The organism is Streptacidiphilus jeojiense (assembly GCF_000719095.1).
Lineage (GTDB): Bacteria > Actinomycetota > Actinomycetes > Streptomycetales > Streptomycetaceae > Streptacidiphilus > Streptacidiphilus jeojiensis.
Genome location: NZ_JOEH01000009.1, coordinates 228,227 through 250,686, shown reverse-complemented (window position 1 = coordinate 250,686; position 22,460 = coordinate 228,227). Strand labels below are relative to the sequence as shown.

Here is a 22,460-nt window from a genome sequence, read left to right as displayed (position 1 = left end):
GCCGACCCCATGACCAGCGGCAGCCATCTCAGCCCGCTGCCCCCGGGGCCGATACCCCGGGGCTGGGACCTGCTCACCCAGGAGCGCCCGCGCCCGGACCGGCTCAGGAACCGGCCCTGGGCCTGGCGCCTCGCCGTGGCGACCGTCTGCTTCGGCGCCTTCATGGGCCAGCTCGACGCCAGCATCGTCACCCTCACCTACCAGTCGCTGGGCCACCAGTTCCACGCCGGACCCGCCGCCGTCGAGTGGGTCTCGCTCGCCTATCTGCTGGCGCTGGTCGCGCTGCTGGTCCCGGCCGGCCGGTTCTCCGACGCCCACGGCCGCAAGCTGATGTACCTGTACGGCTTCGCGGTGTTCACCGCGGCCTCCGCGGCCTGCGGGCTGGCGCCCGGCCTCGCCGCCCTGGTCGCGTTCCGGGTGGTCCAGGCCCTCGGCGCCGCGTTGATGCAGGCCAACAGCGTGGCCCTGGTCACCACCAGCGCCCCGCCCGGACGGATGCGCTCGGCGCTCGGCATGCAGGCCGCGGGGCAGGCGGTCGGCCTGGCCCTCGGACCCACCGTGGGCGGGGCACTGGTCGCCACCATCGGCTGGCGCTGGGTGTTCCTGGTCAATGTGCCGGTCGGGGTGTTCGCCCTGCTCGCCGGACACTTCCTGCTGCCGCGCACCCGGCAGCGTTCGGGCGGCGCCGGTGGCCCCGATGACCCCGGCAACCCCGGCCGCACCAGCCACCCCAACCGCACCGGCGGTTCGGGCGTGGACGGCTACAGCGTGCTGCTGCTCGCCGCCGCCAGCACCGCCGCACTGCTCGCCCTGTCCGTCGGCTCCGGGCTCGGGCTGCCGCTGTGGACCGCCGCCGTGCTGTTCGCGGCGGCCGTGTGGTCCGGCCGGGCCTTCGTCCAGCGCCAGTCCGGCCTCGCGGCGCCGCTGCTGGACCTGCGGCTGCTGCGCCCCGGCGGGATCGCCCCGGGCCTGTTCAGCGGGCTCTGCGGCTACCTCGTGCTGTTCGGCCCGCTGGTGCTGGTGCCGGTGGAGCTCGGCCGCCGGGGGGATTCCGCCCTGTTCGCGGGGCTGGTGCTGACGGCGCTGCCGCTGGGCTTCGCGCTCGCCGCCACGCTGTCCGAACGGCTGCTGCCGTCGAGCTGGGACGACCGGGTCCGGTCCGCGGTCGGGATCTCCGGGTGCGTGGCCGCGCTGGCGCTGATGGCCGTACTGCCGGCGACCGCAGCGGTCCTCCCGCTGCCGCTGGGCCTGCTCGGGCTCTCCCTCGGGGTCTTCACCCCCGCCAACAACACCCTGGTCATGCGGGCGATCCCGCAGTCCGCGGCCGGCACCGGCGGCGGCATGGTCAATATGGGCCGGAGCGTCGGAACCGCCCTCGGCGTGGCCGCGGTCACGCTGACCCTGCACCTGGTCCCCGGCCCGGACGGAACCCGCGCTGCGGTGCTGGTGCTGCTGGGCTTCGCCCTGCTGGCGCTGGCGTCCTGCGTCAGGCCCCGGCGAGGCCGAGGGCGCGGTCCCGGGCCAGCTCCAGTTCCCGGCGCGCGAAGCGGGCCCACATGAAGACCACGAACCCGGCGAAGACGAACCACTGGCAGGTGTAGCCGAGGTTCTGGAACGCCTGCAGGGTCAGTCCGTTGCCCCCGGAGGGCTGGTACGTCGGGACCGCCGTGAGCCCGTCGGTGCCGTCCGCGGCGCCGTTGCCGCCCTTGCCCGGGTCCAGGGCGATCCAGCCGTCGTAGACCGAGTAGGGCAGCAGGTTGACCAGGGTGGACGGGCTGATCATGCCCACCTGTCCGGCCGGCAGGTTGCCGCTGCTGATGACCTCGGGCGTGCTCGCGTCCTCCGAGGTCTGCAGCCGTCCGCGCAGGTCGACCAGCCCGGTGGGCGCGGCCGGAACCGAGAGGGCGCTCGCCGTCCACCCGCGGACGACCGCGACCGGCAGGCCGCCGCCCTGCGGACGCAGCGGGGTGAGCACGTAGTAGCCGCTCTTCCCGTCGACCGTGCGCTGCGGAACCAGCAGCTGGTGCGCGGTGTCGTAGGTCCCGGTGAAGGTGATCTCCCGGCCCACGTCGCTGGCGATCACGGTCTGCGCGTCCGCGCCCTTCAGCAGCGGAGCCAGCGGCACGGACCGGTCCGCCGCGGCGAGCGCGGCGGCGCTGCGGTGCTCGCCCGCGTGGGTGCGCTGCTCGAAACGGCCCAGCTGCCAGACGCCGAGCCAGATGCACGCCGGAATCGCCACCAGGGCGAACAGGTTGATGCCCAGCCAGCGGGGGGTAAGCAGGAATCCCATCGTTCGTTGTTGCAGCACCACACCACGGTAACCAGAGCGGCCGCGGCCGCTCCGACCGGCCCCCGACTGTGCGCTCAGCCCGCTGTGGCCAGCTGCGCCGTCCGGTAGACCGTGCCGGCGCAGGCGTTCGGCACGACCACCGACACTGCGCTGCCCCCGACGCCGGGGGTGTGCCCGAGCACCACCGACGGCTGCCCGGTGGTGCCGGTGGGGTCGTTCGACTGCGAACCCGTGCCCAGCGCTGCGGTGTCACCGCTGGTGGTCCCGGCGGTCGAAGCCGAGGCGCTGGGACTGGCGGTGGCACAGCTCGGCGCGCCCGCACCGGTCGTCGGCACCCAGGCGAAGCCGACCGCGTACGACTTCCCCGGGGCCAGCAGCACCGGCGCCGGGGTGGGGTCCGGGGCGGGCAGGCCGCCGGCCGGGTCAGTCGCGGTGTGCTGGGTGACGGTGATCCAGGACGGGTCGGTGCCGCTGACCGACAGCACCGCGACCGTGCCCGGCTGCGAGACCACGCAGGTCTTCGCGGAGACATTGGTGACCAGGAAGGTGCCGTAGACGATCCCGGAGGAGTCCGCGGCGCCGACGGTCGCGGAGCCCGACCCGAGCTGGGACTGGAGGCACTCGGGGGTGGCGGCGGCCGAGGCCGAGGCCGCCAGCGACGAGGCGCCGGTGAGGGTGGGGGACGGCGGCAGGGTCGGGGCGCCGGGGGAGGGGGCGGTGACGGAGCCCCGGTTGCCCGAGGCCTGGCCGGACGGCTGCAGCCGTCCGCTGCCCGGGGAGCCCGGTACCGGGGAGACGGCGTTGGTGCTGCCGATCCCCGAGGTGCCGCCGCCGAGCGATCCGCCGGAGCCCAGGCTCGGGGGCAGCAGCGACGAGTAGCTGGGGCTGGAACTGATCCCGGCTCCGCCAGAGGCGGTGTGGTCGTTGGCGGTGTTCCCGTAGCTCTGTGCGGTCTCCGGACCCGACACGGACAGCACCGAGCCGACCGCCGAGTGCAGCGCCAGACCACCGATCAGGCAGACCGCCGCGGTCAGGGCGGCCGAACCGTACATCCGCCGACGGCGCTGCCGCCGCCGGGGCACGGCCCGGCGCAGCTGCTCCAGCGCGCCGGGAGCGGGCTGGAGCCCGCCGACCGCACGGTGCAGCAGCTCGCGCACCTCGCGCTCGTCGGGGGCCAGATGCGGATCCGGATCGAGGGCGTCGCGGGAGGCCCCCGAGCGGAGGCCGGTGCCGGCGGAACCTGCCCGCCCGGGACCAGCTGCCGACGATCCCGCTGCTGCGGGTCCTGATGCCGACTGACCCGCAGCCGGACCGGTTGCCGCCGGACCGGCCGCGGTGGCCGGGTCCAGCCAGGGCGGGAGCGCGGTGGGGGGTGCGACCGGCATCGGCGGGGCCCCGGCGATGCCCCCACCGGGACGGACCACCCGGACCCGGGCGTGGGGCTCGGGGCTGCTGCTCTGGGGCGAAGTGCCCTGGGGCGGAATGCCCTGCGACGGAATGTTCTGGGGCGAAATGCTCCGTGGCTGCTCGTCCGTACCGGACTCCGGGCCCTCGCGGTCCCCGTTCGCGTCCCCGTTCCGGTCCCTGATGGTGCTCATGACGTGCTCTCCATCGCGATCCGCAGCGCCGCCAGGCCCCGCGAACCGTATGCCTTCACTGATCCGATCGAAATGCCGAGGCTGTCCGCGACCTGGGCCTCCGTCATATCGGCCAGGTAGCGCAGCACCAGCACCTCCCGCTGCCGACGCTGCAGCCCTCGCAGCGCCTTCCGCAACTGGTCGCGCTCCAGGGCGTCGTACGCCCCCTCCTCCGCGCTGGCCATGTCCGGCATCGGCTTCGGCAGCAGCCGCAGCCCCATGATCCGGCGGCGCAGCGTGGACCTGGACAGGTTGACGACGGTCTGCCGCAGGTAGGCCAGGGTCTTCTCGGGGTCGCGCACCCGGCGGCGGGCGGCGTGCACGCGGATGAAGGCCTCCTGGACCACGTCCTCGCAGGAGGCCGTGTCGTCGAGCAGCATCGCGGCCAGGCCCAGCAGCGAACGGTAGTGGGCCTGGTAGGTCTCGGTGAGCTGGTCGACGCTGGTGCCCTCGGCGGCCACCGCCGCGGCGGCCTGCCCGGCCCGGTCGACGGCGCTCTCGACCACCTGCTCGACCGTGCGGCGGACATTGGGAAACGGCGCGGTCATGAGGCCGCCCCGGACCGTGAGTACATTCCCCGTTGTTTGCGCCACGACAGTTGGACGTACAACTTCTCTGGATGGTTGTACGGGCTGTGCCGGTTGTGGCCGTTCTGCTTGCAAAAGGGCAGCAGCCCACTCATCCCGCTGCCCTCCCCGGCGTCGTTGCTCATGGCGTCCCGTGCCGTTCCAACGGCTCGGTCCAACGGTACGGGGCGGTGGCGGTCGCGTCAGCGCCTACTCCCAACCGACACAAAGCCCGCCCCTGGTCTGTGGATCAGAGTCCGTGGATCAGGAGCGGGCCGGTGCTGCTCGTCGGTACTGCCCGCCGGTGCTGCGGGCGGCTGCCTCAGCGGCCGGTGCCGCCGTAGACGACCGCCTCGTCGCTCTCGCTGTCCAGGCCGAACGCCGAGTGCACGGCGCGGACCGCCTCGTTGACGTCGTCGGCCCGGGTCACCACCGAGATCCTGATCTCCGAGGTGGAGATCAGCTCGATGTTGACGCTCGCCGCCGACAGCGCCTCGAAGAAGGTCGCGGTGACCCCCGGGTTGGACCGCATCCCGGCGCCGACCAGCGAGATCTTGCCGATCTGGTCGTCGTAGCGGAGCGACTCGAAGCCGATGCCCTCCTGCACCCGCTCCAGCGCCTCGATGGCCTTGCGGCCCTCGGTCTTGGGCGCGGTGAAGGAGATGTCGGTCAGCCCGGTGGACGCGGCGGAGACGTTCTGCACCACCATGTCGATGTTGATCTCGGCATCGGCGATGGCACGGAAGATCCGCGCCGCCTCGCCCGGCTTGTCGGGCACGCCGACGACGGTGACCTTGGCCTCCGACGTGTCGTGGGCGACCCCGGAGATGATGGCGTGCTCCATTTCGCCCCCTTCTGTGGGCTTGTTACGGACCCACGTGCCGACGTGCCCCGAGAAGGACGACCGCACGTGGATGGGCATGTTGTACCGGCGGGCGTACTCGACGCAACGGGCGAGCAGCACCTTGGAGCCGGACGAGGCCAGCTCCAGCATGTCCTCGTAGCCGATCTCATCGATCTTGCGGGCACGCTTGACCACCCTGGGGTCGGCGGTGAAGACGCCGTCCACGTCCGTGTAGATCTCGCAGACCTCGGCGTTCAGCGCGGCCGCCAGGGCGACGGCGGTGGTGTCGGAGCCGCCGCGGCCCAGGGTGGTGATGTCCTTGCTGTCCAGGGACACCCCCTGGAAGCCGGCCACGATCGCGATGTTGCCGCCGTCCAGCGCGGTCCGGATCCGGCCCGGCGTCACATCGATGATGCGCGCCTTGTTGTGGACAGAGTCGGTGATGACCCCGGCCTGGCTCCCGGTGAACGACTGGGCCTCGTGGCCGAGGGATTTGATCGCCATCGCCAGCAGGGCCATGGAGATGCGCTCTCCGGAGGTCAGCAGCATGTCGAGCTCGCGGCCGGCAGGGAAGGGTGACACCTGCTCCGCGAGATCGATGAGCTCGTCCGTCGTGTCACCCATCGCGGACACCACGACGACGACCTCATGGCCGGCCTTCTTGGTGTCGACGATCCGCCTGGCGACGCGCTTGATGCCCTCGGCATCAGCGACGGAGGAGCCGCCGTACTTCTGCACGACAAGGCCCACGTGCGCTCCTCGAATCTTCCGGTACTGCGACATATGTCTGGTGGCATACGTCTGCTACTGCGCGGTCAGCTCAGTCTAACGAGCAGTAGGAAAGCCCCCCAGGTATTCCAAATGGTGGGATTTGATGCTCACCTGCCGAGATCACCACGGTTTCTGCGGCCCGGGACCACGGGCACCGCAGATCCGGCGACGACTGCAGCCGCGACTACGAGAGATCCTTGACGCCCAGCTCGGCGGCCATCAGCTCGCCCGCCTGCTGTTCCAGCTGCTCGTCCGTCAGGCCGTCGTCGTCCGTGTCGGCGCCGTCGACCGGAGCGCCGATCGGGCTGTCCAGGCGGACGTGGGCGACCAGGGACTGCAGGGCCCGCAGCACGGCGGTGGTGTTGGAGCCCCAGTTGGCCAGGTAGGAGAACTGCCACCACCAGAGCGCCTCGGAGACCCGGCCGGCCCGGTAGTGCACCAGCCCGTGCTGGAGGTCGGTGACCACACCGGCGATGTCGTCGGAGATCCGGCACGGAACCGGCTTGTCCGCAGGACCGTAGGGGTCGAAGACCTCGTGGTAGACGTCGATCGGGGCGAGCAGCGCGGCCAGCTTCTGGCGCAGCTCGTCCTCGTCCGCGTCCGGCCCCGTGTCGGGCTCGTAGCGGTCCTCGGGCAGGACGTCCTCGATCGCACCCAGGCGGCCGCCCGCGAGCAGCAGCTGCGAGACCTCCAGCAGCAGCAGGGAGATGGCGCTGCCCGGCTCGTCGCCCTTGGCGATCTCGTGCACGGACAGCACGAAGCTGTTGATCGAGTCCGCGATCTGCACCGCGAAGTCGTCGGGTTCCTCGGATCGTTGGGCCGCCGTGGCGGTGGTGGTGTCAGACATCGAGAAGTCGTCTCCCTTCAAAGGCCCGTCCGAGGGTGACCTCGTCGGCGTACTCCAGGTCTCCCCCGACCGGCAGGCCACTGGCCAGGCGGGTCACTCGCAGGCCCATCGGCTTGAGCAGCCGGGCCAGGTAGGTCGCGGTCGCCTCCCCCTCGAGGTTGGGGTCGGTGGCCAGGATCAGCTCGGTGACCACACCGTCGGCGAGACGGGTCATCAACTCCCTGATCCGCAGGTCGTCGGGGCCGACGCCCTCGATCGGACTGATCGCCCCGCCGAGCACGTGGTACCGGCCGCGGAACTCGCGGGTGCGCTCCACCGCGACCACGTCCTTGGGCTCCTCGACGACGCAGATCACCGCGGGGTCCCGGCGCGGGTCCAGGCAGACCCGGCAGCGCTCCGACTCGGAGACGTTGCCGCAGACCACGCAGAAGCGGACCTTCTCCTTGACCTCGTTGAGCGCGTGCGCGAGGCGGCGCACGTCCACCGGATCGGACTGCAGGATGTGGAAGGCGATCCGCTGCGCGCTCTTGGGACCGACGCCGGGCAGCCTGCCCAACTCGTCGATGAGGTCCTGGACCACGCCTTCGTACACGCTTCCGCTCCTGTCCTTTCGGTGTCATGGCCGTTCCCGTTACGGGTGCCATCATCCTCTGGCCGGGGTCTGCTCCACAGCCTCACGACACACCCGACGTTATTCACGCCGGGGGCGTACGGAGGTCCTGGGGCGCCCGCCGGGGTTGGTTCCCGGTGCTTCCCGATGCTTCCCAGTGCTTCTCGGTGCTTTCCCCGGTGCGGCGGACCTCAGAACGGCAGACCGGGGATCCCGCCGCCGCCGAGGCCCTGTGCCAGCGGGCCGAGCCGCTCGGCCGCGAGCTTCTGCGCGGCGGCGTTGCCGTCCCGCACGGCCGCGAGGATCAGGTCGGCGAGGGTCTCGGTGTCGTCCGGATCCACCGCCTTGGGGTCGATGACCAGGGCCTTCAGCTCACCGGTGCCGCTGACGGTGGCCTGCACCAGGCCGCCGCCCGCGGTGCCCTGCACCGTCGTCTCGGCCAGCTCGGCCTGGGTCCGGGCAAGCTGCTGCTGCATCTGCTGGGCCTGCTGGAGCAGGGCCTGCATGTCGGGCTGTCCGCCACCGGGGAACATGGTTCGCTCCTGTCTGAGGTGCTGCCGGGTCACTGCTTGATCACTGCCGGGTCGGCCCACTCGATCCAGCGGGCCGCTCCCCCGCTGAGCCTACGTGTTCGACTCCCGGCGGGTTCACCGATCGTGCTCGATCTCCTGGATGACGGTCGCACCCAGCTCCTTCATGATCAGCTCCGGGCCCGAGACCATGCCCTGGCCGTAGCCGGCCTCCTCCTCGGGGATCGTCTCGTCGTCCGGCGAGAGCGGGTGCGGGTGCGGGTCCGGCGCGGGTGCCGAGGGCTGCGGCGAAGACGACGGTTGCGCAGGCGCTTGCGCAGGCGCCGAGGGCTGCGGGACGGGAGGTGCGGACTGCGTCATCTGCGTCGGCGGCGGCGCGAACTGCTGGGTCGGCGGCGCCTGGTACTGCTGCTGCGGCTGCTGCGGCGCGCCCTGCTGCATCGGCTGTGGTGCCGCCTGCCCGGGGCCCGAACCCGGCGCCGGACCGCGCCCCACCGACGGATCGATGATGCAGTCGATCCGCCAGGACATCCCGAAGGAGTCCTGGAGCGCCTGCCGCAGGATCTCGTCATGGCCGCCGTTGACGAATCCGTCCCGGGTGCCGGCGTGCTCGAACGAGAGCTGGAGCGTACTGCCGTCGAAGCCGGCCACCTGGGCCTGCTGGACCAGCATCCAGGTGACCCGGCGGCGACCCTTCACCGCGTCCAGGATCTGCGGCCACATCTGCCTGATCTGACCGGCGCCGCCCTGCTGGGCCTGCGGCTGCGGGGCCTGGACCTGGGCCTGCGGAGGGGCGGGCTGCTGCTGCGGAGCGGCCTGCTGTGGGGGCGCGGGCTGCGCGGCGGGCGCGGGCGCCGGTGCCGTTGGCGGAGCGGAGTCCGCCGCGGGCGCGCCCCCTGCCGCGGGGAAGCTGCGCGGCACCGGCCAGGCCCCGCGCGGCGCGGCGCCCCCAGGTGCCGGCGCCGCTGCGGGCTGCTGAGCAGGCGCGGGAGCCGAAGCGGGAGCCGACGGTGCAGGTGCTGCGGCCTGCGCCGGCGCAGCAGCTGCCTGCTGCTGCAGCGGCTGATGCCGCACCGGTGCCGCCTCCAGCACCGGCGCCGGGGCGGACGCGATCGTCACCGGCGGAGCCGTCACCTCGTGCCCGCCCGCGAAGGCCCCACGCCGCTCCAGCCGGTCCAACCGGGCCTGGGTGGACCGCTCGTCGTCGTAGGCACCGGGCAGCATCACCCGGGCGCAGATCAGTTCGAGCTGCAGCCGGGGCGAGGTCGCCCCCCGCATCTCGGTCAGTCCGGTGTTCACGATGTCGGCGGCACGGCTGAGCTCGGCGGGGCCGAACTTCGCGGCCTGCTGCTCCATCAGCGCGATCCGGTCGGCGGGCGCGTCGATGATGCCCTTCTCCCCCGCGTCCGGCACGGCGGAGAGGATCACCAGGTCACGCAGCCGCTCCAGCAGGTCGGCAACGAAGCGGCGCGGGTCGTGGCCGCCCTCGATGACCCGGTCCACGATGCCGAACACCGTCGCGCCGTCCTGCGCGGCGAAGGCGTCCACCACCTCGTCCAGCAGCCCGGCGTCGGTGTAGCCGAGCAGCGAGGTCGCCATGGCGTAGGTCACACCCTGGTCGGCGGCGCCGGCCAGCAGTTGGTCCATCACCGACATCGAGTCGCGCACCGAGCCGGCGCCGGCGCGGACCACCAGCGGGTACACGGTGTCCTCGACCCGGATTTCCTCCCGGCCGCAGACCTCGGCCAGGTAGTCGCGCAGGGTCCCCGGCGGAACCAGCCGAAAGGGGTAGTGGTGGGTCCGCGAGCGGATCGTCCCGATGACCTTCTCGGGCTCGGTGGTGGCGAAGATGAACTTGAGGTGCTCCGGCGGCTCCTCCACCACCTTCAGCAGCGCGTTGAAGCCGGCCGTCGAGACCATGTGGGCCTCGTCGATGATGTAGATCTTGTAGCGGCTGGAGGCAGGCGCGAAGAACGCCTTCTCCCGCAGGTCACGGGTGTCGTCGACACCACCGTGCGAGGCGGCGTCGATCTCGATGACGTCGATCGACCCGGGCCCGCCGCGGGCCAGGTCGGTACAGGACTGGCACACCCCGCAGGGGGTGGGCGTCGGCCCCTGCTCGCAGTTCAGACAGCGCGCGAGAATGCGCGCACTGGTCGTCTTGCCGCAGCCGCGGGGACCGCTGAACAGGTACGCGTGATTGACCCGGTTGTTGCGCAGCGCCTGCTGGAGCGGACCGGTGACGTGCTCCTGACCGATGACCTCGGCGAAGGTCTCGGGGCGATAGCGGCGATAGAGAGCGAGCGACACGTCACTGACCATAACGGTCCCCACTGACATACGCCCCACGACCGATCCCCAGGTCAGCCCAGCGAAACGTGTGCACGAGCACCCCCAAACATCTAGTAAGCTCTCCCACGGAGGATTCGCCTAGTGGCCTAGGGCGCACGCTTGGAAAGCGTGTTGGGGGCAACCCCTCACGAGTTCGAATCTCGTATCCTCCGCAGGTCAGATGGCCCGCACCGTTCGTCGGTGCGGGCCATCTGCGTTTTCGTCTCAATTTCCTTCTCGCCGGCCCGCATTGGACCTGCTCGGACCGTGCATCAGAGCGGAAGGTCGTCGGGCAGGAGCCGGAACGCCTTGTGGTGGCTGAGAGGGCGCAGGGCGCGGAAGTCACGGCGGTCGAGAGTGAGGACGGCATCGGTGTCGTAGTCGGATGCCAGGGCGACGTTCACGGCGTCGGCGAGGTCGAGGTTGAGCGCGGCGTGACGCGCCCGCATGGACTGGGCGGCGCCGAGATGGTCCTCGGTGATCTCAGGGACGACGACGCGGCCTCTCCCCATCCAGCGTCGAATGTCGTCGACAGCGCTGATCGCCGCTTCGCGGCCGAGCTCACGGGTGGCCACGTGATCGAGCTCAGCGAGCAGGAGTGGAGACATGACGAGGAGCCCGGCAGCCATGATCGCTTCATTGGCCGAACCGTGCTCGGGGTGGGTGGAGTCGAGCGCGGCCAGCAGGCCGGAGGTGTCGGCGACGACAATGATCACGTGGCGGTCCCGGGGTCCGGCTCACGTCGAACGGCATCAGCCACAGCGCTGCGCACATCCTCCTTGGTCGGAGTGCGACCGGAGCCTTCAAAGGTGCGTGAGAACAGCGGCTCGTCCCAGACCCGGTTCGCCATGGCTGCCAGATGAATGCCCTGGCGAATGATCTCGGCCTCGCTTATCCCCCGACGCCGGGCCGCCTCCTTGATGATGGCGAGATCCTCGGGGTCGGCATAGACATTCGTGCGCTTCATGGACATGTACCAAGCCTAGCCCATGTACCAGATTGGTACATGGGCTCAGATCACGCGTGAGGGCCTGCGAGTTCGGCCGGGTTCGGAGCAGCTTCTCACTCTGGTCTGTACCAATCTGGGTGAGTGGTCTTGACCAATCCGTTCACCGGCCGTACAAAGTGAGTCACCTTGTCGGTCCACTGACAAGGTGCGATGTGCGATCGCCAAGCTCCTCTCCCCCTTGGAGGGTTCATGCGGGTCGGAAGACGGATTCTTCACTCAGCACTCATAGCCGGTTCGGCCTTCGGGCTGGCGATCGGTGGATCGGTCATCGCGGTGGTCTCGGCGCCCGCCGCGCAGGCGGCGGTCACCTGCGCGACGGCGTGGAGCTCCTCCACCGTCTACACCGCCGGCCAGCAGGCCAGCGAGAACGGGGTCGAGTACACCGCCAACTACTGGACCCAGGGCAACGATCCGGCCACCAACAACGGCGGTACCGGTTCCGGGCAGCCGTGGACGTCCAACGGCGCGTGTACCGGCGGATCGACCGGGGGCGGCGGAGGGGGCGGGGGGACCGGGACCGGAACGGGCTCGGTGAGCGGTCTGCTCTTCAGCCCGTACAAGGACGTCACCATCAACATGAACTGGAACACCTACCAGATGCAGTCGGCCGCGTCCGGCTCCGTGCTGCCGGTAGTGGGTTCCGGGAGCCTGGTGTCGCAGTACGTCCCGAAGCTGCCCGCGCTCACGCTCGCGTTCGCCACCGGCGCCTGCGGCAGCGAGACCTGGGGAGGTGTCTCGGGTGCCAACTTCGCCACGGAGAACGTGGCCCAACTCCACACCGCCAACCTGAACTACGTCGTCTCGACCGGCGGTGCGGCGGGGACCTTCACCTGTGCCTCGACGGCCGGCATGGAATCCTTCATCGCCCGCTACGCGAGCACGAACCTGGTCGGCATCGACTTCGACATCGAGGGCGGCCAGAGCCAGTCGGACATCCAGAACCTGGTCGCCGCCGCGGCGGGGGCGCAGGCGCAGTACCCGAAGCTGCAGTTCTCCTTCACGCTCGCCACGCTGGGCGCATCCGACGGCAGCTACGGCGGGGTGAACTCGCTCGGCAGCGAGGTCGTCCAGGCGGTGAAGGGCTCCAGCCTGACGAACTACGTCATCAACCTGATGACCATGGACTACGGCAGCGCGTCCAGCAGCGTGTGCGTCGTCACCTCCGGCAGCTGCGAGATGGCGCAGTCGGCGATCCAGGCGGTGAAGAACCTGGAACACACCTACGGAATCGCGGCGAGCAAGATCGCCGTCACGCCGATGATCGGCATGAACGACGCCACCAGTGAGACCTTCACCACCGCGGACGTGAGCACGCTGTCGTCGTACGCAAGCAGCAACGGCCTGGCCGGGCTGCACTTCTGGTCGCTGGACCGGGACACGCCCTGCTCCTACACGTACGCGTCCCCCACCTGCGACTCCGTCCCCAGCACGTCGCCGCTGGGATACACCAAGGCGTTCCTGAGCGCCCTCGGGTACTGACCGGGAACCCAGGGCGGGCCGCGCACGAGGCACCGTGCGCGGCCCGCTGCGCTGTCGCTGAACCGCTGAACCGCTGGACCTAGTCCACTCCCGGCAGCGGCCCCGCCCCCGGGAGTGGCTTGAGTTCGGTCAGCCAGCGGGCCGACGGGTCGTAGGCCGCGAAGAAGGGGCGGCCGACCAGGTCGGGGTCGCGGGCCTGGACGTAGTGCAGGACGAAGGCCTGCTGGCCGCCGACCTCGGCGACGCCGTCGACCTGGACCTTGCCAGGGGTGGCCGACATGATCGGCCCGCGTACCGTCCGGGCGAGGCCGGAGACCTGGGCGTACGCGTCCCGGAAGATCTCGTGGGCGCGGGCCAGCGGGACCGCGAAGTAGTCCTGCGGGCCGGTGTCGCGCTCGACGAAGAGGTAGTAGGGCACCGCGCCCTGGGCGACCAGGCGCCGCCACAGCACCGCCCAGTCCTCGGCCCGGTCGTTGATCCCCCGGATCAGCGGCGCCTGGGCGCGGATCACCGCCCCCGTCCCGCGGATCCGGTCCACCGCCCGCCGGGCCGACTCCGGTTCCAGCTCCCGCGGATGCGAGTAGTGGGCCATGAAGGCGAGCGTGCGCCCGCTGCTCCCGACCCGCTCGAACAGCCGCAGCAGGTCGTCGGCGTCCGGGTCGGTGAGCACACGGTGCGGCCAGTAGGAGAGTGCCTTGGTGCCGATCCGGATCGACTCCAGGTGCGGCACGTCCAGCAGCGGCTCGACATAGCGGGCCAGCACCGCGCTGCTCATGATCAGCGGGTCGCCACCGGTGATCAGGACGCTGGTGACCTCCGGATGGGCCAGCAGGTAGACGCGCAGGGTGTCCGCGTCGCTGCTGGCCATGCGCAGGTCGGGCTCGCCCACGAACTGCGGCCAGCGGAAGCAGTAGGTGCAGTAGGCGTGGCAGGTCTGGCCCTGCTGCGGGAAGAACAGCACCGTCTCGGGGTACTTGTGCTGCATCCCGTGGACCGGCTCGCCGTTCAACCGCGGGGTGTTCAGCGACAGCTGCTCGCCCGGGTGCGGGTTCAGCCGCATCCTGACCGCGTGCGCGGCGGCCTGCAGTTCGCCGGGCGCGGCGCCCGCGCTCAGCAGGCGGGCGATACGGTTGACGTCCGCGGCCGGGAGCATGTCCGGCTGCGGGAAGACCAGCCGGTAGATCGGGTCGTCCGGGGCCGCGTCCCAGTCGATCAGCTCGTCCACCACATAGGAGTTGGTGCGGAAGGGCAGCACGGTGGCGACCGCACGTGCTCTCAGCTGATCCGCGGGATCGAGCCCGGCGCGGGCGAGCAGCCCGGCCAGTTGCGGCATGGTGACCGCTTTGAAGGTCGGTCCGGTACGGTCGCGCGAGGTCGGCACAGTGGCAACGCTATAGCCCCACTGGCCGCAGCCTCACGAAGACGTCGTCGACCGGCGTTCCGTACTTCTCCTCGAAGTCCGCGCCCAGCGACGCCAGCAGCGACTCGTCCGCGTCGTCCACCAGCTCCAACTCGTAGACCTCGTCGTCCCTTCCGTCGATCTGGGCCCGGGGCGGTCGGGGTCGGCGCCGGGCGAGTTCGACCACGACCCGTTGGTCGCTGATGTAGACGTGGCCGTCCTGGCGCCGGACGTACTCCAGTTGCAGCGCGCTGCGCCCGCCCTCGTCGTGCAGCAGCACCAGACGCTGCGTCATCACCTCGGCCATCGGGCGGGCGTTGGCCCACAGGTCGGCGAAGCGCTCGGCGACGAACGAGCCGAGCGGGGTGGAGACGCGCACCTCCAACTGCTGCCCCTCCCCGGAGAGTCGGTCGACCGGGTAGAAGCTGACCATCATCCGCTCGCCCCAGCGGTAGAGCTGGATCGAGGGGGCCGCTGCGTAGAGCCGCACCTGGAACTGGTCCCGGCGTCCGGCGGGCAGGCCGGCCTGGAGCCGGTGCAGGTCGCGCAGGTTGCGCATGATCTCGCGGCGCACGTCCTCCCGGATCTCGGCGGAGCGCTGCCGGGCGGCGAGCGACTCGGGGTCCAGCAGCAGGACCCGCACCACCGCTCCCCGGCCGACCGCGGCCGTCGCCGCCCGGACGAAGCGGTCCGCGGTGCGGCCGGAGAAGAGGTAGGAGAAGGTGTCCAGCACGAAGACGACGTCAGTGGCCGAGGCGACCTGCTCGCAGAAGGCCGGGTAGTCGAGCCGGATGTGCTCGCGTACCCGTTCCTCCTCGATCCGGGTCAGGAAGGGCTGGATGATGAGCACGGTCACGATCGCGCCCAGGAACTCCGGTGCCAGGTTGAGCAGCAGGTTGGCCCGGAAGTCGGGGACGCTCCGGGCGGACCAGACCGCGACCAGGCCGCACACCGCGAGGGCGGCGCAGAGCAGCAGCATCCTGCGGTGCGGACCCCCGTGCCTGGACACTCTTCACCCCCGACGTCCCCGACGTCCCCGCCATCCTTGCGCACACCCGTGCGAGGCTTCCTACCCGCGCCGACGAGGCGTCATGCGACGGTTTCCAGCCCCGGTGACGTGGCGTCCGACCGCCGTCGTGGCCGGGCACCACCCCACCGGAGGCGGCTACGACGCCCTGGCGTGGGGGTAGTCCGGGGAGCGGTGCTGGAAGGCCAGCACCGCTCGGTTCCGGATGGTGCCTTCCTGGATCTCGATGGCACGACGGATGGTCTCGTCCGCCTCCCAGCTGCTGGGGCCGTCGAGGACCGCGCGCAGGTAGGGGATCAGCGCTTCGCTGTTCTCCCAGGTGGCGGCATTCCACAGGTAGGAGGGGCTGTGGTCGACACCGTAGTAGTGCACCTGGTCACCGACGGTGAACATCGGATCGGTGAAGGTGGTCGGCCGGGCCCAGCTGAAACCCATGCCCTCGTCGCAGGAGACGTCGATGATCAGGGTTCCCGGCGCCAGCATCGCCAGATCCTCGTCGATCAGGAACGTCAGCGGCGCGCCGGTGTCCTGCAGGACGCAGTTGACGATGATGTCGTGCCCGGCGAGGAAGTCCGCCAGCGGTACCCGGCCGTCCTCGGTGAGGGCGTGGCTGCGGCGCGGGTCGGCGGTGTCGTCCGCCACGTCATGGTCGAACTGGACGATGCGCGCGGAGTGGATCGGTGAGCTGACCGCGGTGACACCGCGCGCGGTGAGCACGTCCACGTCGTGCACACCCAGCGAGTTCAGCGCCGTCACGGCCCCCCGGGCCGTCGCGCCGAAGCCGATCACGACCGCGCGCAGCCGACGGCCGTAGTCGCCGGTCGAGCCCCGCAGCTGCAGGGCGTGCAGCACCGAGGAGTACCCGGCCAGCTCGTTGTTCTTGTGGAAGACATGCAGGTTGAACGAACCGTCCGTGGTCCAGTGGTTCATCGCCTCGAAGGCGATGAGCGTCAACCGGCGGTCGATGGCCGTCTGGGTGACCTTCTCGTCCTGGACGCAGTGCGGCCAGCCCCACAGGACTTGCCCGTCCCGCAGTTCGGCGACGTCCTCCAGCATCGGTTTGGCCAACAGAATGACTTCGCACCGCTCGATGAGCTGCGCCCGTGGCAGAAAACCGGCGACGAGGGGTGCCAGCTGCTCGTCGGAGACCCCGAAGTACTCGCCGTATCCCTGCTCAAGGTGGATATGTGCCCGGAGATCGACGTCGATCCGCTCGAAATGCGCGGGGTGGATCGGCAGTCGGTGCTCGTTCTCCTTGCGTGACTGCGCCATGATTCCGAGATTGAGTCGGTGCAAAACTGCCCCTTTGATTACCTCCTGTGTAACACGCCGTACCTAATCGCACGCTCCGCGATCAGGCTGGTTGCAGTTCTGCGGCGACCGCGGCGGTGGGCTGGGGCTCCCGGTGCCGGACCGGTCTGGTCACCTGCTTCGCGACGCAGGACGGGATTCCGGCCGTGGCGTCCGCCGCCCGGCGCTGGTAGCTGCTGGGGGGCATGCCGACCAGTTCGGTGAAGCGGGTGCTGAAGGTACCCAGCGACGAGCAGCCCACCGCGAAGCAGACGTCGGTGACACTGAGGTCGCCGCGGCGCAGCAGCGCCATCGCCCGCTCGATCCGACGCGTCATCAGATAGCTGTACGGCGACTCCCCGTAGGCCGACCGGAACTGACGACTGAGGTGCCCCGCCGACATGAACGCGCCGCGGGCCAGCGCCTCGACGTCCAGCGGCTGCGCGTACTCCCGGTCGATCCGGTCACGGACCCGGCGCAGCCGCGCCAGGTCCTCCAGGTGCTGCGCCGCCGTGCGTGCGCGCGCCCATCCGGGACGGCACATGAGAGAGCTCCTTCCGGTATCGGGTCAGCGGAGTTCCTGGATGCGGACCAGGTTGCCCGCCGGGTCGCGGAAGGCGCAGTCGCGGATGCCGTACGGCTGCTCGGTCGGTTCCTGGACCACCTCGGCGTCGCCGGCCTGCACCTTCTCGAAGGTGCCGTCGAGGTCCCGGGTGGCCAGCAGGATCCAGCCGTAGGTGCCCTTGGCCATCATCTCGTGGATGGTGCGCCGCTCGTCCTCGGTGACCCCGGGGTCGGCGCCGACCGGCGCCAGCAGGATGGACGTGCTGGGCTGGTCGACGGGGCCGACCGTGATCCAGCGCATCTTGCCCTGGCCGACGTCGCTGCGGACCTCGAAGCCGAGGGTGTCGCGGTAGAAGGCCACGGACGCGTCCGGGTCGTCGTGGGGAAGGAAGCTGGTGTGAATGGTGATGTCCATGGCTGTCACGTTAGCCGCGGCCGACGCGCGGCACTTCTCGATTCCTGACCGGTCCGGCCGCCGCGTACCCCCTACCGGAGTAGGGGGTCGGAACAGGACCGTGGTGTGAGGTGGACGAGGGTGTCCTGCTCCTACCTTTCCGGTCGTCGGCAAGGGGCCGATCGGAGCGTGGAGGAGCAGACCATGGCAGTCATCACCGCACGGCACAGCCGCAGGACTTCCCCGTCGCAGGCCACCCCTGGGCGGTCCGTACGCCGCTTCGGGCGGCGGGTCGGGTACGCCGCCGCGCTGCTGCCGATCGCCGTCGGGACGGTCGCCGCGGTCGCGGTCGGACGGGCGGACCGGGCACGGACCTGGTGGGCGCGGGTCGCCGAGCAGCAGCCGGAACTGACGGAGGGGTCAGGCCCGCGCCCCGGCCCGGTGCGGCTGCTCGCGCACGCGGTGCTGGCCGTGCCGCTGGGGCTGCTGGCGCTGATCCCGGTCGGGGTCGAGATCCTCTTCGTACTACGCGGCGTCTGCTACGGCCTGGTGGACCACGGCCCCTACGACCACTCGTGGGGCGGTCCGACCGCCGGCGGCGCCTGGCTGGCCCACTTCGGCATCGGGCTGCCCTGTGCGGCCGGCGGGGTGCTGGTGCTGTGGCTGCTGAACCGGCTGCACGCGCGGCTGGCGGGCCGGCTGTGGGGGCGCAGAGTCGGGTTCGGACCGGTCCTGCTGACGGTGCTGGCCTGCGTCGGCGGGGTGGCCCTGATGACCGCCTGGATCCACCAGCTGTGAGACCCGGTCCGGAGGTATCGTGGCGGACGATGATGATCGACACCGTGCGGGGGCGGCTCGGGGATCTGCCGGGGCTCGTCCGGCGGGCGGTCTGGGACGACCTGGGCCGGCCGGCGGTAGCCGCGCCGAGCGGCGGCCCGGGTCCGGGCAGCCTGGGTCCGGGCAGGCGGGGTCCAGGCAGATGGGGCCCGGGCAGATGGGGCCCGCGGACACTGTGGGCGCTGGCCGTTCTGGTCCTGTTCAGCGGAACCCTCGATCTCGTCCAGCACTACGACTTCAAGTACGCCCCGTCGCTGGCACTGAGCCTGGCCCGGGCCGCCCCGCTCGCCGTGGCGCTCGGCCGCCCGCGCACCGCCTGGTGGACCGAGCTGGCGGCGGTGACCGCGACCGCCGCACTGACCCGCCCGCACTCGGCCGCCGAGCCGTGGCCGTGGGCGGTGACCTCGCTGCTGTCGCTGGCCCCGGTGTTCATCGCGGTCGGCCTGCGGACCTCGCGCCGCGCCACGGTCGCCATGTGGCTGGAGGTGACCGCGGTCGGCGCCGTGCTCTTCGCGCTGGTGCCGACCGGACACGGCTGGCTGGGGCTGCTCCCCATGGGCGTGCTGCTCGCCGTCGGCGCGCTCACCGCCGACGCCCTGCGCGGACGGAGCGAGGCCCGGACCCGGCTGGCCGCCGCCGAGCAGCTCGGCGAGGCCGAGCAGGCTCGGGCCACCTTGCTGGCCGAGCGGGCCCGGATCGCCCGCGAACTGCACGATGTGGTCGCGCACCACATGTCGCTGATCACGGTCCAGGCCGACAGTGCGCCGTACCGAATCCCGGACGTACCCGCGGCCGCCGCCGAGGAGTTCGCGTCCATCGCCGCCGAGGCGCGACGGTCGCTGACCGAGATGCGACGGCTGCTGCACGTACTGCGCAGCGAGGACGCGCCGGACGGGGAGAACGCCCCGCAGCCGGGCCTGTCCGACCTCCCCGCCCTGGTCCGGGCCACCCGCCAGGCCGGTGTCGACGCCCGCCTGGTGCTGGCCGAGGGGCTGCCGGACGACGCCGAACTACCGGCCCTGGTACGGCTTTCCGTCTACCGGATCGTCCAGGAGGCGCTGAGCAATGTGGTGCGGCACGCGCCCGGGGCCGACGCCAGGGTCACCGTCGACCGGGTCACCACGGATCGGGTCACCATGGACGGGGGCGACGGCGCGGTGCGGATCGAGGTGGTCGACTCCGGTGCCACCGGTGCGGCGCCCCCATTGGAGCCACGGGCCGGCGGGCAGGGCGGCGGGTATGGCGGCGGCCACGGCCTGGTCGGGATGCGGGAGCGCGTCGCCATGCTCGACGGTGAGCTGGACGCCCGGCCGCTCCCCGGCGGCGGCTTCCGGCTGAGCGCCGTCCTTCCGCTGCGTGGACTGCGACAGAACGGACTGCAAGAAGGCGGACTGCGAGAGTCAGGAGCACCATGACCGTCAGCGTGCTGGTCGTCGACGACCAGGCCATGATCCGTGCCGGCTTCGGCGCGCTGCTGGCCGCCCAGCCCGACATCGAGGTGGTGGGCGAGGCGGCCGACGGCCGGGAGTGCCTGGAGCTCTCCCACCGCCTGCGCCCCGACCTCGTGCTGATGGACGTTCGGATGCCGGTCATGGACGGCCTGGAGGCCACCCGGCAGTTGATGGACCCGCCACGCGGTGTCGAACACCGGCCCCGGGTGCTGATGCTGACCACCTTCGACATCGACGACTACGTGTACGCCGCCCTGGCCGCCGGGGCCAGCGGCTTCCTGCTCAAGGACGCCCCGCCCGCCGACCTGATCGCCGCGGTCCGGATCGTGGCGGCCGGCGACGCCCTGCTCGCGCCCTCGGTCACCCGCCGGTTGATCGAGGGCTTCGTCCGCAGCCGCCCGCCCGCGCTCCGGGACGCGACCCGCCTGAACGGGCTGACCCCGCGTGAGACCGAGGTGCTCGGCCTGGTCGCCCGCGGCCGGTCGAACAGCGAGATCGCCGGGGACCTGTTCCTGGCCGAACAGACCGTCAAGACGCATGTCAGCCGGATCCTTGACAAACTGTCACTGCGCGACCGGGCCCAGGCCGTGGTCTTCGCCTACGAGAGCGGACTGGTCACCCCCGGCCAGTCCTGACGGGCCCGGGCCGGGTGGTTCCGACTCCGCCCGCCGGCTCAACCACCGCACGGACTGATCCTCCGTCAGGGGGCGTGGAGCACAGGAGTGTTCAGGCGTTCAGGTCCAGCCGGGCCAGCAGCGCCCACAGCACCTCGCGGCCGCGCTCGTCGCGCTGTCCGGTGGCCATCTCGGCCATGGACAGCTCCGCGGACATGGCGACCACCAAGCCTGCGGCCGTGTGCGCTTCGGACCAGCCCATGGCCAACAGGTCCGGTTCGGCCATGGCGGCGAAGGCGTCGTTGCGGGCGGCGACGTCCGCGGCGACGCCGGGGGTGTTGCGGGCCTCCAGCACCAGTGCCTTGACCCCCAGATTGCTCAAGCAGACCTCGAAGTAGGCGGTCATCCCGGCCTGCATCCGGGCCCGGCCCGGTGGGTGCTGGGCCATGGCCGCCGTCACCGCCCGGCCGGCCTGCTCGTGGAAGCGCTGGTGCATCGCGCTCAGGAAGGCGTCGCGGTCCGGGAAGTGCACATAGAAGGTGCCCTTGGCCACCCCCGCCACGGCCACCACCCGGTTGACGCTCATCCCGGAGAGCCCGTGCTCCTCCGCGATCTCAAGGCCCGCATCCAGCAGCGCGGCTCGGGTTTCCTGGGCCGCAGCGGCACGAGCAGTCATGCCACGAAGGATACGGGCGACCTGGAGCGCAGCGGTCCACAGGTCGACCGGACGACCTGACGACCCGTTGACCGTTCGTCCCGCCCGTGGCTAGAGTGACTGACCGGTCGGTCATTCAACTCCGGAAGCCCGAAAGGCAGTGACGTGATGCGCGCAGCAGTAGTGGCCGAGCTCGGACAGGCGCCCGTGGTCGGTGAGCGGGACGAGCCGCGGCGGGCGCCGGGGTCGGCCCTGGTCCGGGTGGTGGCGGCGGCCCTCAACCCGATCGATCTGCTCATCTCCGGCGGCGGACACCCGGCCGGCCGACCGCAGCCCTCGCACGTCCCCGGGGTCGAGGGCGTGGGCACCGTGGTCGAGAGCGACACCCTGGCGCCGGGCACCCGGGTCCGCGTCTCGGTGCCCGGCGGCTTCGTCGACGGCACCCTGGCCGAGTACCTGACCGCCCCCGATGCGGCCTGCCTGCCGGTCCCGGACGCGCTCGACGACGACCTGGCCGCCGCGGTCGGGGTGGTCGGCATCAGTGCCCTGATCGGCCTGCGGGACGAGGCCGCGTTGCGCCCCGGCGAATCGGTGCTGGTGTTCGGCGCGACCGGGGCCTTCGGCCAGGCCTTCGTGCACCTGGCCCGGGTACTGGGCGCCGAACGGGTCATCGCCGCCGGACGCGACGAGGCGCGGCTCGCCGCCCTGTCGGACCTCTGCGACGGCACCGTGCTGCTGGACCGCGACCCCGCCGGGTTCGCCGCGGCACTGGAGAAGGCCGGCGGACCGGTGGACGTGGTGGTCGACCCGCTGTGGGGCCCCTACGTCCAGGCCGCACTGGCCGGACTTCGCCCGACCGGACGACTGCTCAACGTCGGCCAGGTCGCCGGCGCCGAGGCGGCCGTGGACGCCGGCGCACTGCGGCACTCCAGGCTCAAGGTGCTCGGCCTCAGCGGCGGCACCCTCACCCCGGAGCAGTCCGCCGCCGCCTACGCCGAGGTGGCCGGGTACGCCGCAGCGGGCCGCCTCGACCTGGCCCTGGAGGTCCACCCGCTCGACGACGTCGCCGGGGTCTGGGCGGCCCAGGCGGCCTCGCCGGGCCGCAAGCTGGTGCTGCGCCCCTAACCGCCACCGGGCGTACCGGTTCGACGGGAAGCGGCCGATTCGCGGCGACAGCATCGCGCTCCTGCTGTATCTTTCCGGCGCGCATGCCGTCGCCCGGGCCCGCGCCGGGGACCGCCCGACTCCGGGCACCGGACCACGCCGCCGCAGCGTGGTCCAGGTCAAAGGCCACAGCGGGGCCGCAGCACCGGGG

General features: G+C 71.6%; 22 protein-coding genes and 1 tRNA gene. 7 read left to right on the top strand and 16 right to left on the bottom strand.

Annotation, left to right across the window (positions count from 1 at the left end):
* Positions 1-9 precede the first annotated feature (9 nt).
* Positions 10-1,560, top strand: coding sequence for an MFS transporter (locus IF29_RS0113630; protein WP_084714111.1), 1,551 nt, complete (start codon positions 10-12; stop codon positions 1,558-1,560).
* On the opposite strand, the gene IF29_RS0113625 is transcribed toward IF29_RS0113630, so the two are convergent.
* From IF29_RS0113625 to IF29_RS0113590, 8 genes are all read right to left on the bottom strand, one after another.
* Positions 1,487-2,290: an SURF1 family protein gene (locus tag IF29_RS0113625; RefSeq protein ID WP_030253821.1), complete on the bottom strand. Its 804-nt coding sequence runs from the start codon at positions 2,288-2,290 to the stop codon at positions 1,487-1,489. The genes IF29_RS0113630 and IF29_RS0113625 overlap by 74 nt on opposite strands.
* A 74-nt stretch (positions 2,291-2,364) precedes the next feature.
* Positions 2,365-3,888 (bottom strand): hypothetical protein, encoded by a 1,524-nt coding sequence (locus tag IF29_RS0113620; protein WP_030253819.1) that lies wholly within the window; start codon positions 3,886-3,888, stop codon positions 2,365-2,367.
* Positions 3,885-4,475, bottom strand: coding sequence for a SigE family RNA polymerase sigma factor (locus IF29_RS0113615; protein WP_084714108.1), 591 nt, complete (start codon positions 4,473-4,475; stop codon positions 3,885-3,887). The genes IF29_RS0113620 and IF29_RS0113615 overlap by 4 nt, the downstream gene beginning before the upstream one ends.
* A 340-nt stretch (positions 4,476-4,815) precedes the next feature.
* Positions 4,816-6,087 (bottom strand): aspartate kinase, encoded by a 1,272-nt coding sequence (locus IF29_RS0113610; protein WP_030253815.1) that lies wholly within the window; start codon positions 6,085-6,087, stop codon positions 4,816-4,818.
* A 205-nt stretch (positions 6,088-6,292) separates the two neighbouring features.
* Positions 6,293-6,955 carry a DUF5063 domain-containing protein gene (locus IF29_RS0113605; protein ID WP_030253813.1) on the bottom strand — a complete coding sequence of 221 codons (663 nt, stop codon included), beginning with the start codon at positions 6,953-6,955 and terminating at the stop codon, positions 6,293-6,295.
* Positions 6,948-7,547 carry a recombination mediator RecR gene (gene recR / locus IF29_RS0113600; RefSeq protein WP_030253812.1) on the bottom strand — a complete coding sequence of 200 codons (600 nt, stop codon included), beginning with the start codon at positions 7,545-7,547 and terminating at the stop codon, positions 6,948-6,950. Before recR ends, IF29_RS0113605 begins: the two co-directional genes overlap by 8 nt.
* Positions 7,548-7,756: 209 nt before the next feature.
* On the bottom strand, positions 7,757-8,098 hold the full coding sequence (locus tag IF29_RS0113595) for a YbaB/EbfC family nucleoid-associated protein (RefSeq protein ID WP_030253810.1): 342 nt from the start codon (positions 8,096-8,098) through the stop codon (positions 7,757-7,759).
* Positions 8,099-8,212: 114 nt separating this feature from the next.
* The gene (locus tag IF29_RS0113590) at positions 8,213-10,405 is read right to left on the bottom strand and encodes a DNA polymerase III subunit gamma and tau (RefSeq protein ID WP_037595234.1); all 2,193 of its coding nucleotides are present in this window, start codon (positions 10,403-10,405) and stop codon (positions 8,213-8,215) included.
* 109 nt (positions 10,406-10,514) lie between these two features.
* Here IF29_RS0113590 and IF29_RS0113585 point away from each other — a divergent pair.
* Positions 10,515-10,599, top strand: a tRNA-Ser gene (locus tag IF29_RS0113585).
* A gap of 99 nt (positions 10,600-10,698) precedes the next feature.
* Here the strand turns inward: IF29_RS0113585 and IF29_RS0113580 are convergent.
* Positions 10,699-11,142, bottom strand: coding sequence for a PIN domain-containing protein (locus IF29_RS0113580; RefSeq protein ID WP_030253807.1), 444 nt, complete (start codon positions 11,140-11,142; stop codon positions 10,699-10,701).
* Positions 11,139-11,399: a ribbon-helix-helix domain-containing protein gene (locus tag IF29_RS0113575; protein ID WP_030253805.1), complete on the bottom strand. Its 261-nt coding sequence runs from the start codon at positions 11,397-11,399 to the stop codon at positions 11,139-11,141. The genes IF29_RS0113580 and IF29_RS0113575 overlap by 4 nt, the downstream gene beginning before the upstream one ends.
* Before the next feature lie 225 nt (positions 11,400-11,624).
* On the opposite strand from IF29_RS0113575, the gene IF29_RS0113570 reads away from it, so the two are divergent.
* On the top strand, positions 11,625-12,914 hold the full coding sequence (locus IF29_RS0113570; RefSeq protein ID WP_030253802.1) for a carbohydrate-binding protein: 1,290 nt from the start codon (positions 11,625-11,627) through the stop codon (positions 12,912-12,914).
* Positions 12,915-12,993: 79 nt separating this feature from the next.
* Here IF29_RS0113570 and IF29_RS0113565 read toward each other — a convergent pair whose 3' ends face one another.
* The 5 genes from IF29_RS0113565 to IF29_RS0113545 all read right to left on the bottom strand — a co-directional run bounded on the left by IF29_RS0113565 (position 12,994) and on the right by IF29_RS0113545 (position 17,609).
* Positions 12,994-14,295: a KamA family radical SAM protein gene (locus IF29_RS0113565; RefSeq protein ID WP_030253798.1), complete on the bottom strand. Its 1,302-nt coding sequence runs from the start codon at positions 14,293-14,295 to the stop codon at positions 12,994-12,996.
* Between the two features lie 10 nt (positions 14,296-14,305).
* A complete protein-coding gene (locus IF29_RS43490; RefSeq protein WP_157623720.1) occupies positions 14,306-15,322 on the bottom strand; it encodes a phospholipase D-like domain-containing protein in 1,017 nt (338 codons plus the stop codon).
* 156 nt (positions 15,323-15,478) lie between these two features.
* On the bottom strand, positions 15,479-16,636 hold the full coding sequence (locus tag IF29_RS0113555) for a N(5)-(carboxyethyl)ornithine synthase (protein ID WP_030253794.1): 1,158 nt from the start codon (positions 16,634-16,636) through the stop codon (positions 15,479-15,481).
* A gap of 58 nt (positions 16,637-16,694) precedes the next feature.
* A complete protein-coding gene (locus tag IF29_RS0113550) occupies positions 16,695-17,174 on the bottom strand; it encodes a helix-turn-helix transcriptional regulator (RefSeq protein WP_030253792.1) in 480 nt (159 codons plus the stop codon).
* 24 nt (positions 17,175-17,198) lie between these two features.
* Positions 17,199-17,609: a VOC family protein gene (locus IF29_RS0113545; protein WP_030253791.1), complete on the bottom strand. Its 411-nt coding sequence runs from the start codon at positions 17,607-17,609 to the stop codon at positions 17,199-17,201.
* A 183-nt stretch (positions 17,610-17,792) separates the two neighbouring features.
* Here IF29_RS0113545 and IF29_RS43485 point away from each other — a divergent pair, with 183 nt between their 5' ends.
* The 3 genes from IF29_RS43485 to IF29_RS0113530 are packed head-to-tail and all read left to right on the top strand — an operon-like array spanning position 17,793 to position 20,511.
* Positions 17,793-18,386 (top strand): hypothetical protein, encoded by a 594-nt coding sequence (locus IF29_RS43485; protein ID WP_051725271.1) that lies wholly within the window; start codon positions 17,793-17,795, stop codon positions 18,384-18,386.
* A gap of 29 nt (positions 18,387-18,415) precedes the next feature.
* The gene (locus IF29_RS41885) at positions 18,416-19,840 is read left to right on the top strand and encodes a sensor histidine kinase (protein ID WP_051725270.1); all 1,425 of its coding nucleotides are present in this window, start codon (positions 18,416-18,418) and stop codon (positions 19,838-19,840) included.
* A complete protein-coding gene (locus IF29_RS0113530; RefSeq protein ID WP_030253786.1) occupies positions 19,837-20,511 on the top strand; it encodes a response regulator in 675 nt (224 codons plus the stop codon). The genes IF29_RS41885 and IF29_RS0113530 overlap by 4 nt, the downstream gene beginning before the upstream one ends.
* A gap of 91 nt (positions 20,512-20,602) precedes the next feature.
* Here IF29_RS0113530 and IF29_RS0113525 read toward each other — a convergent pair whose 3' ends face one another.
* The gene (locus IF29_RS0113525) at positions 20,603-21,166 is read right to left on the bottom strand and encodes a TetR/AcrR family transcriptional regulator (RefSeq protein ID WP_037595126.1); all 564 of its coding nucleotides are present in this window, start codon (positions 21,164-21,166) and stop codon (positions 20,603-20,605) included.
* Between the two features lie 147 nt (positions 21,167-21,313).
* Here IF29_RS0113525 and IF29_RS41880 point away from each other — a divergent pair, with 147 nt between their 5' ends.
* Positions 21,314-22,270: a quinone oxidoreductase family protein gene (locus tag IF29_RS41880; protein ID WP_030253783.1), complete on the top strand. Its 957-nt coding sequence runs from the start codon at positions 21,314-21,316 to the stop codon at positions 22,268-22,270.
* Positions 22,271-22,460: the final 190 nt, after the last annotated feature.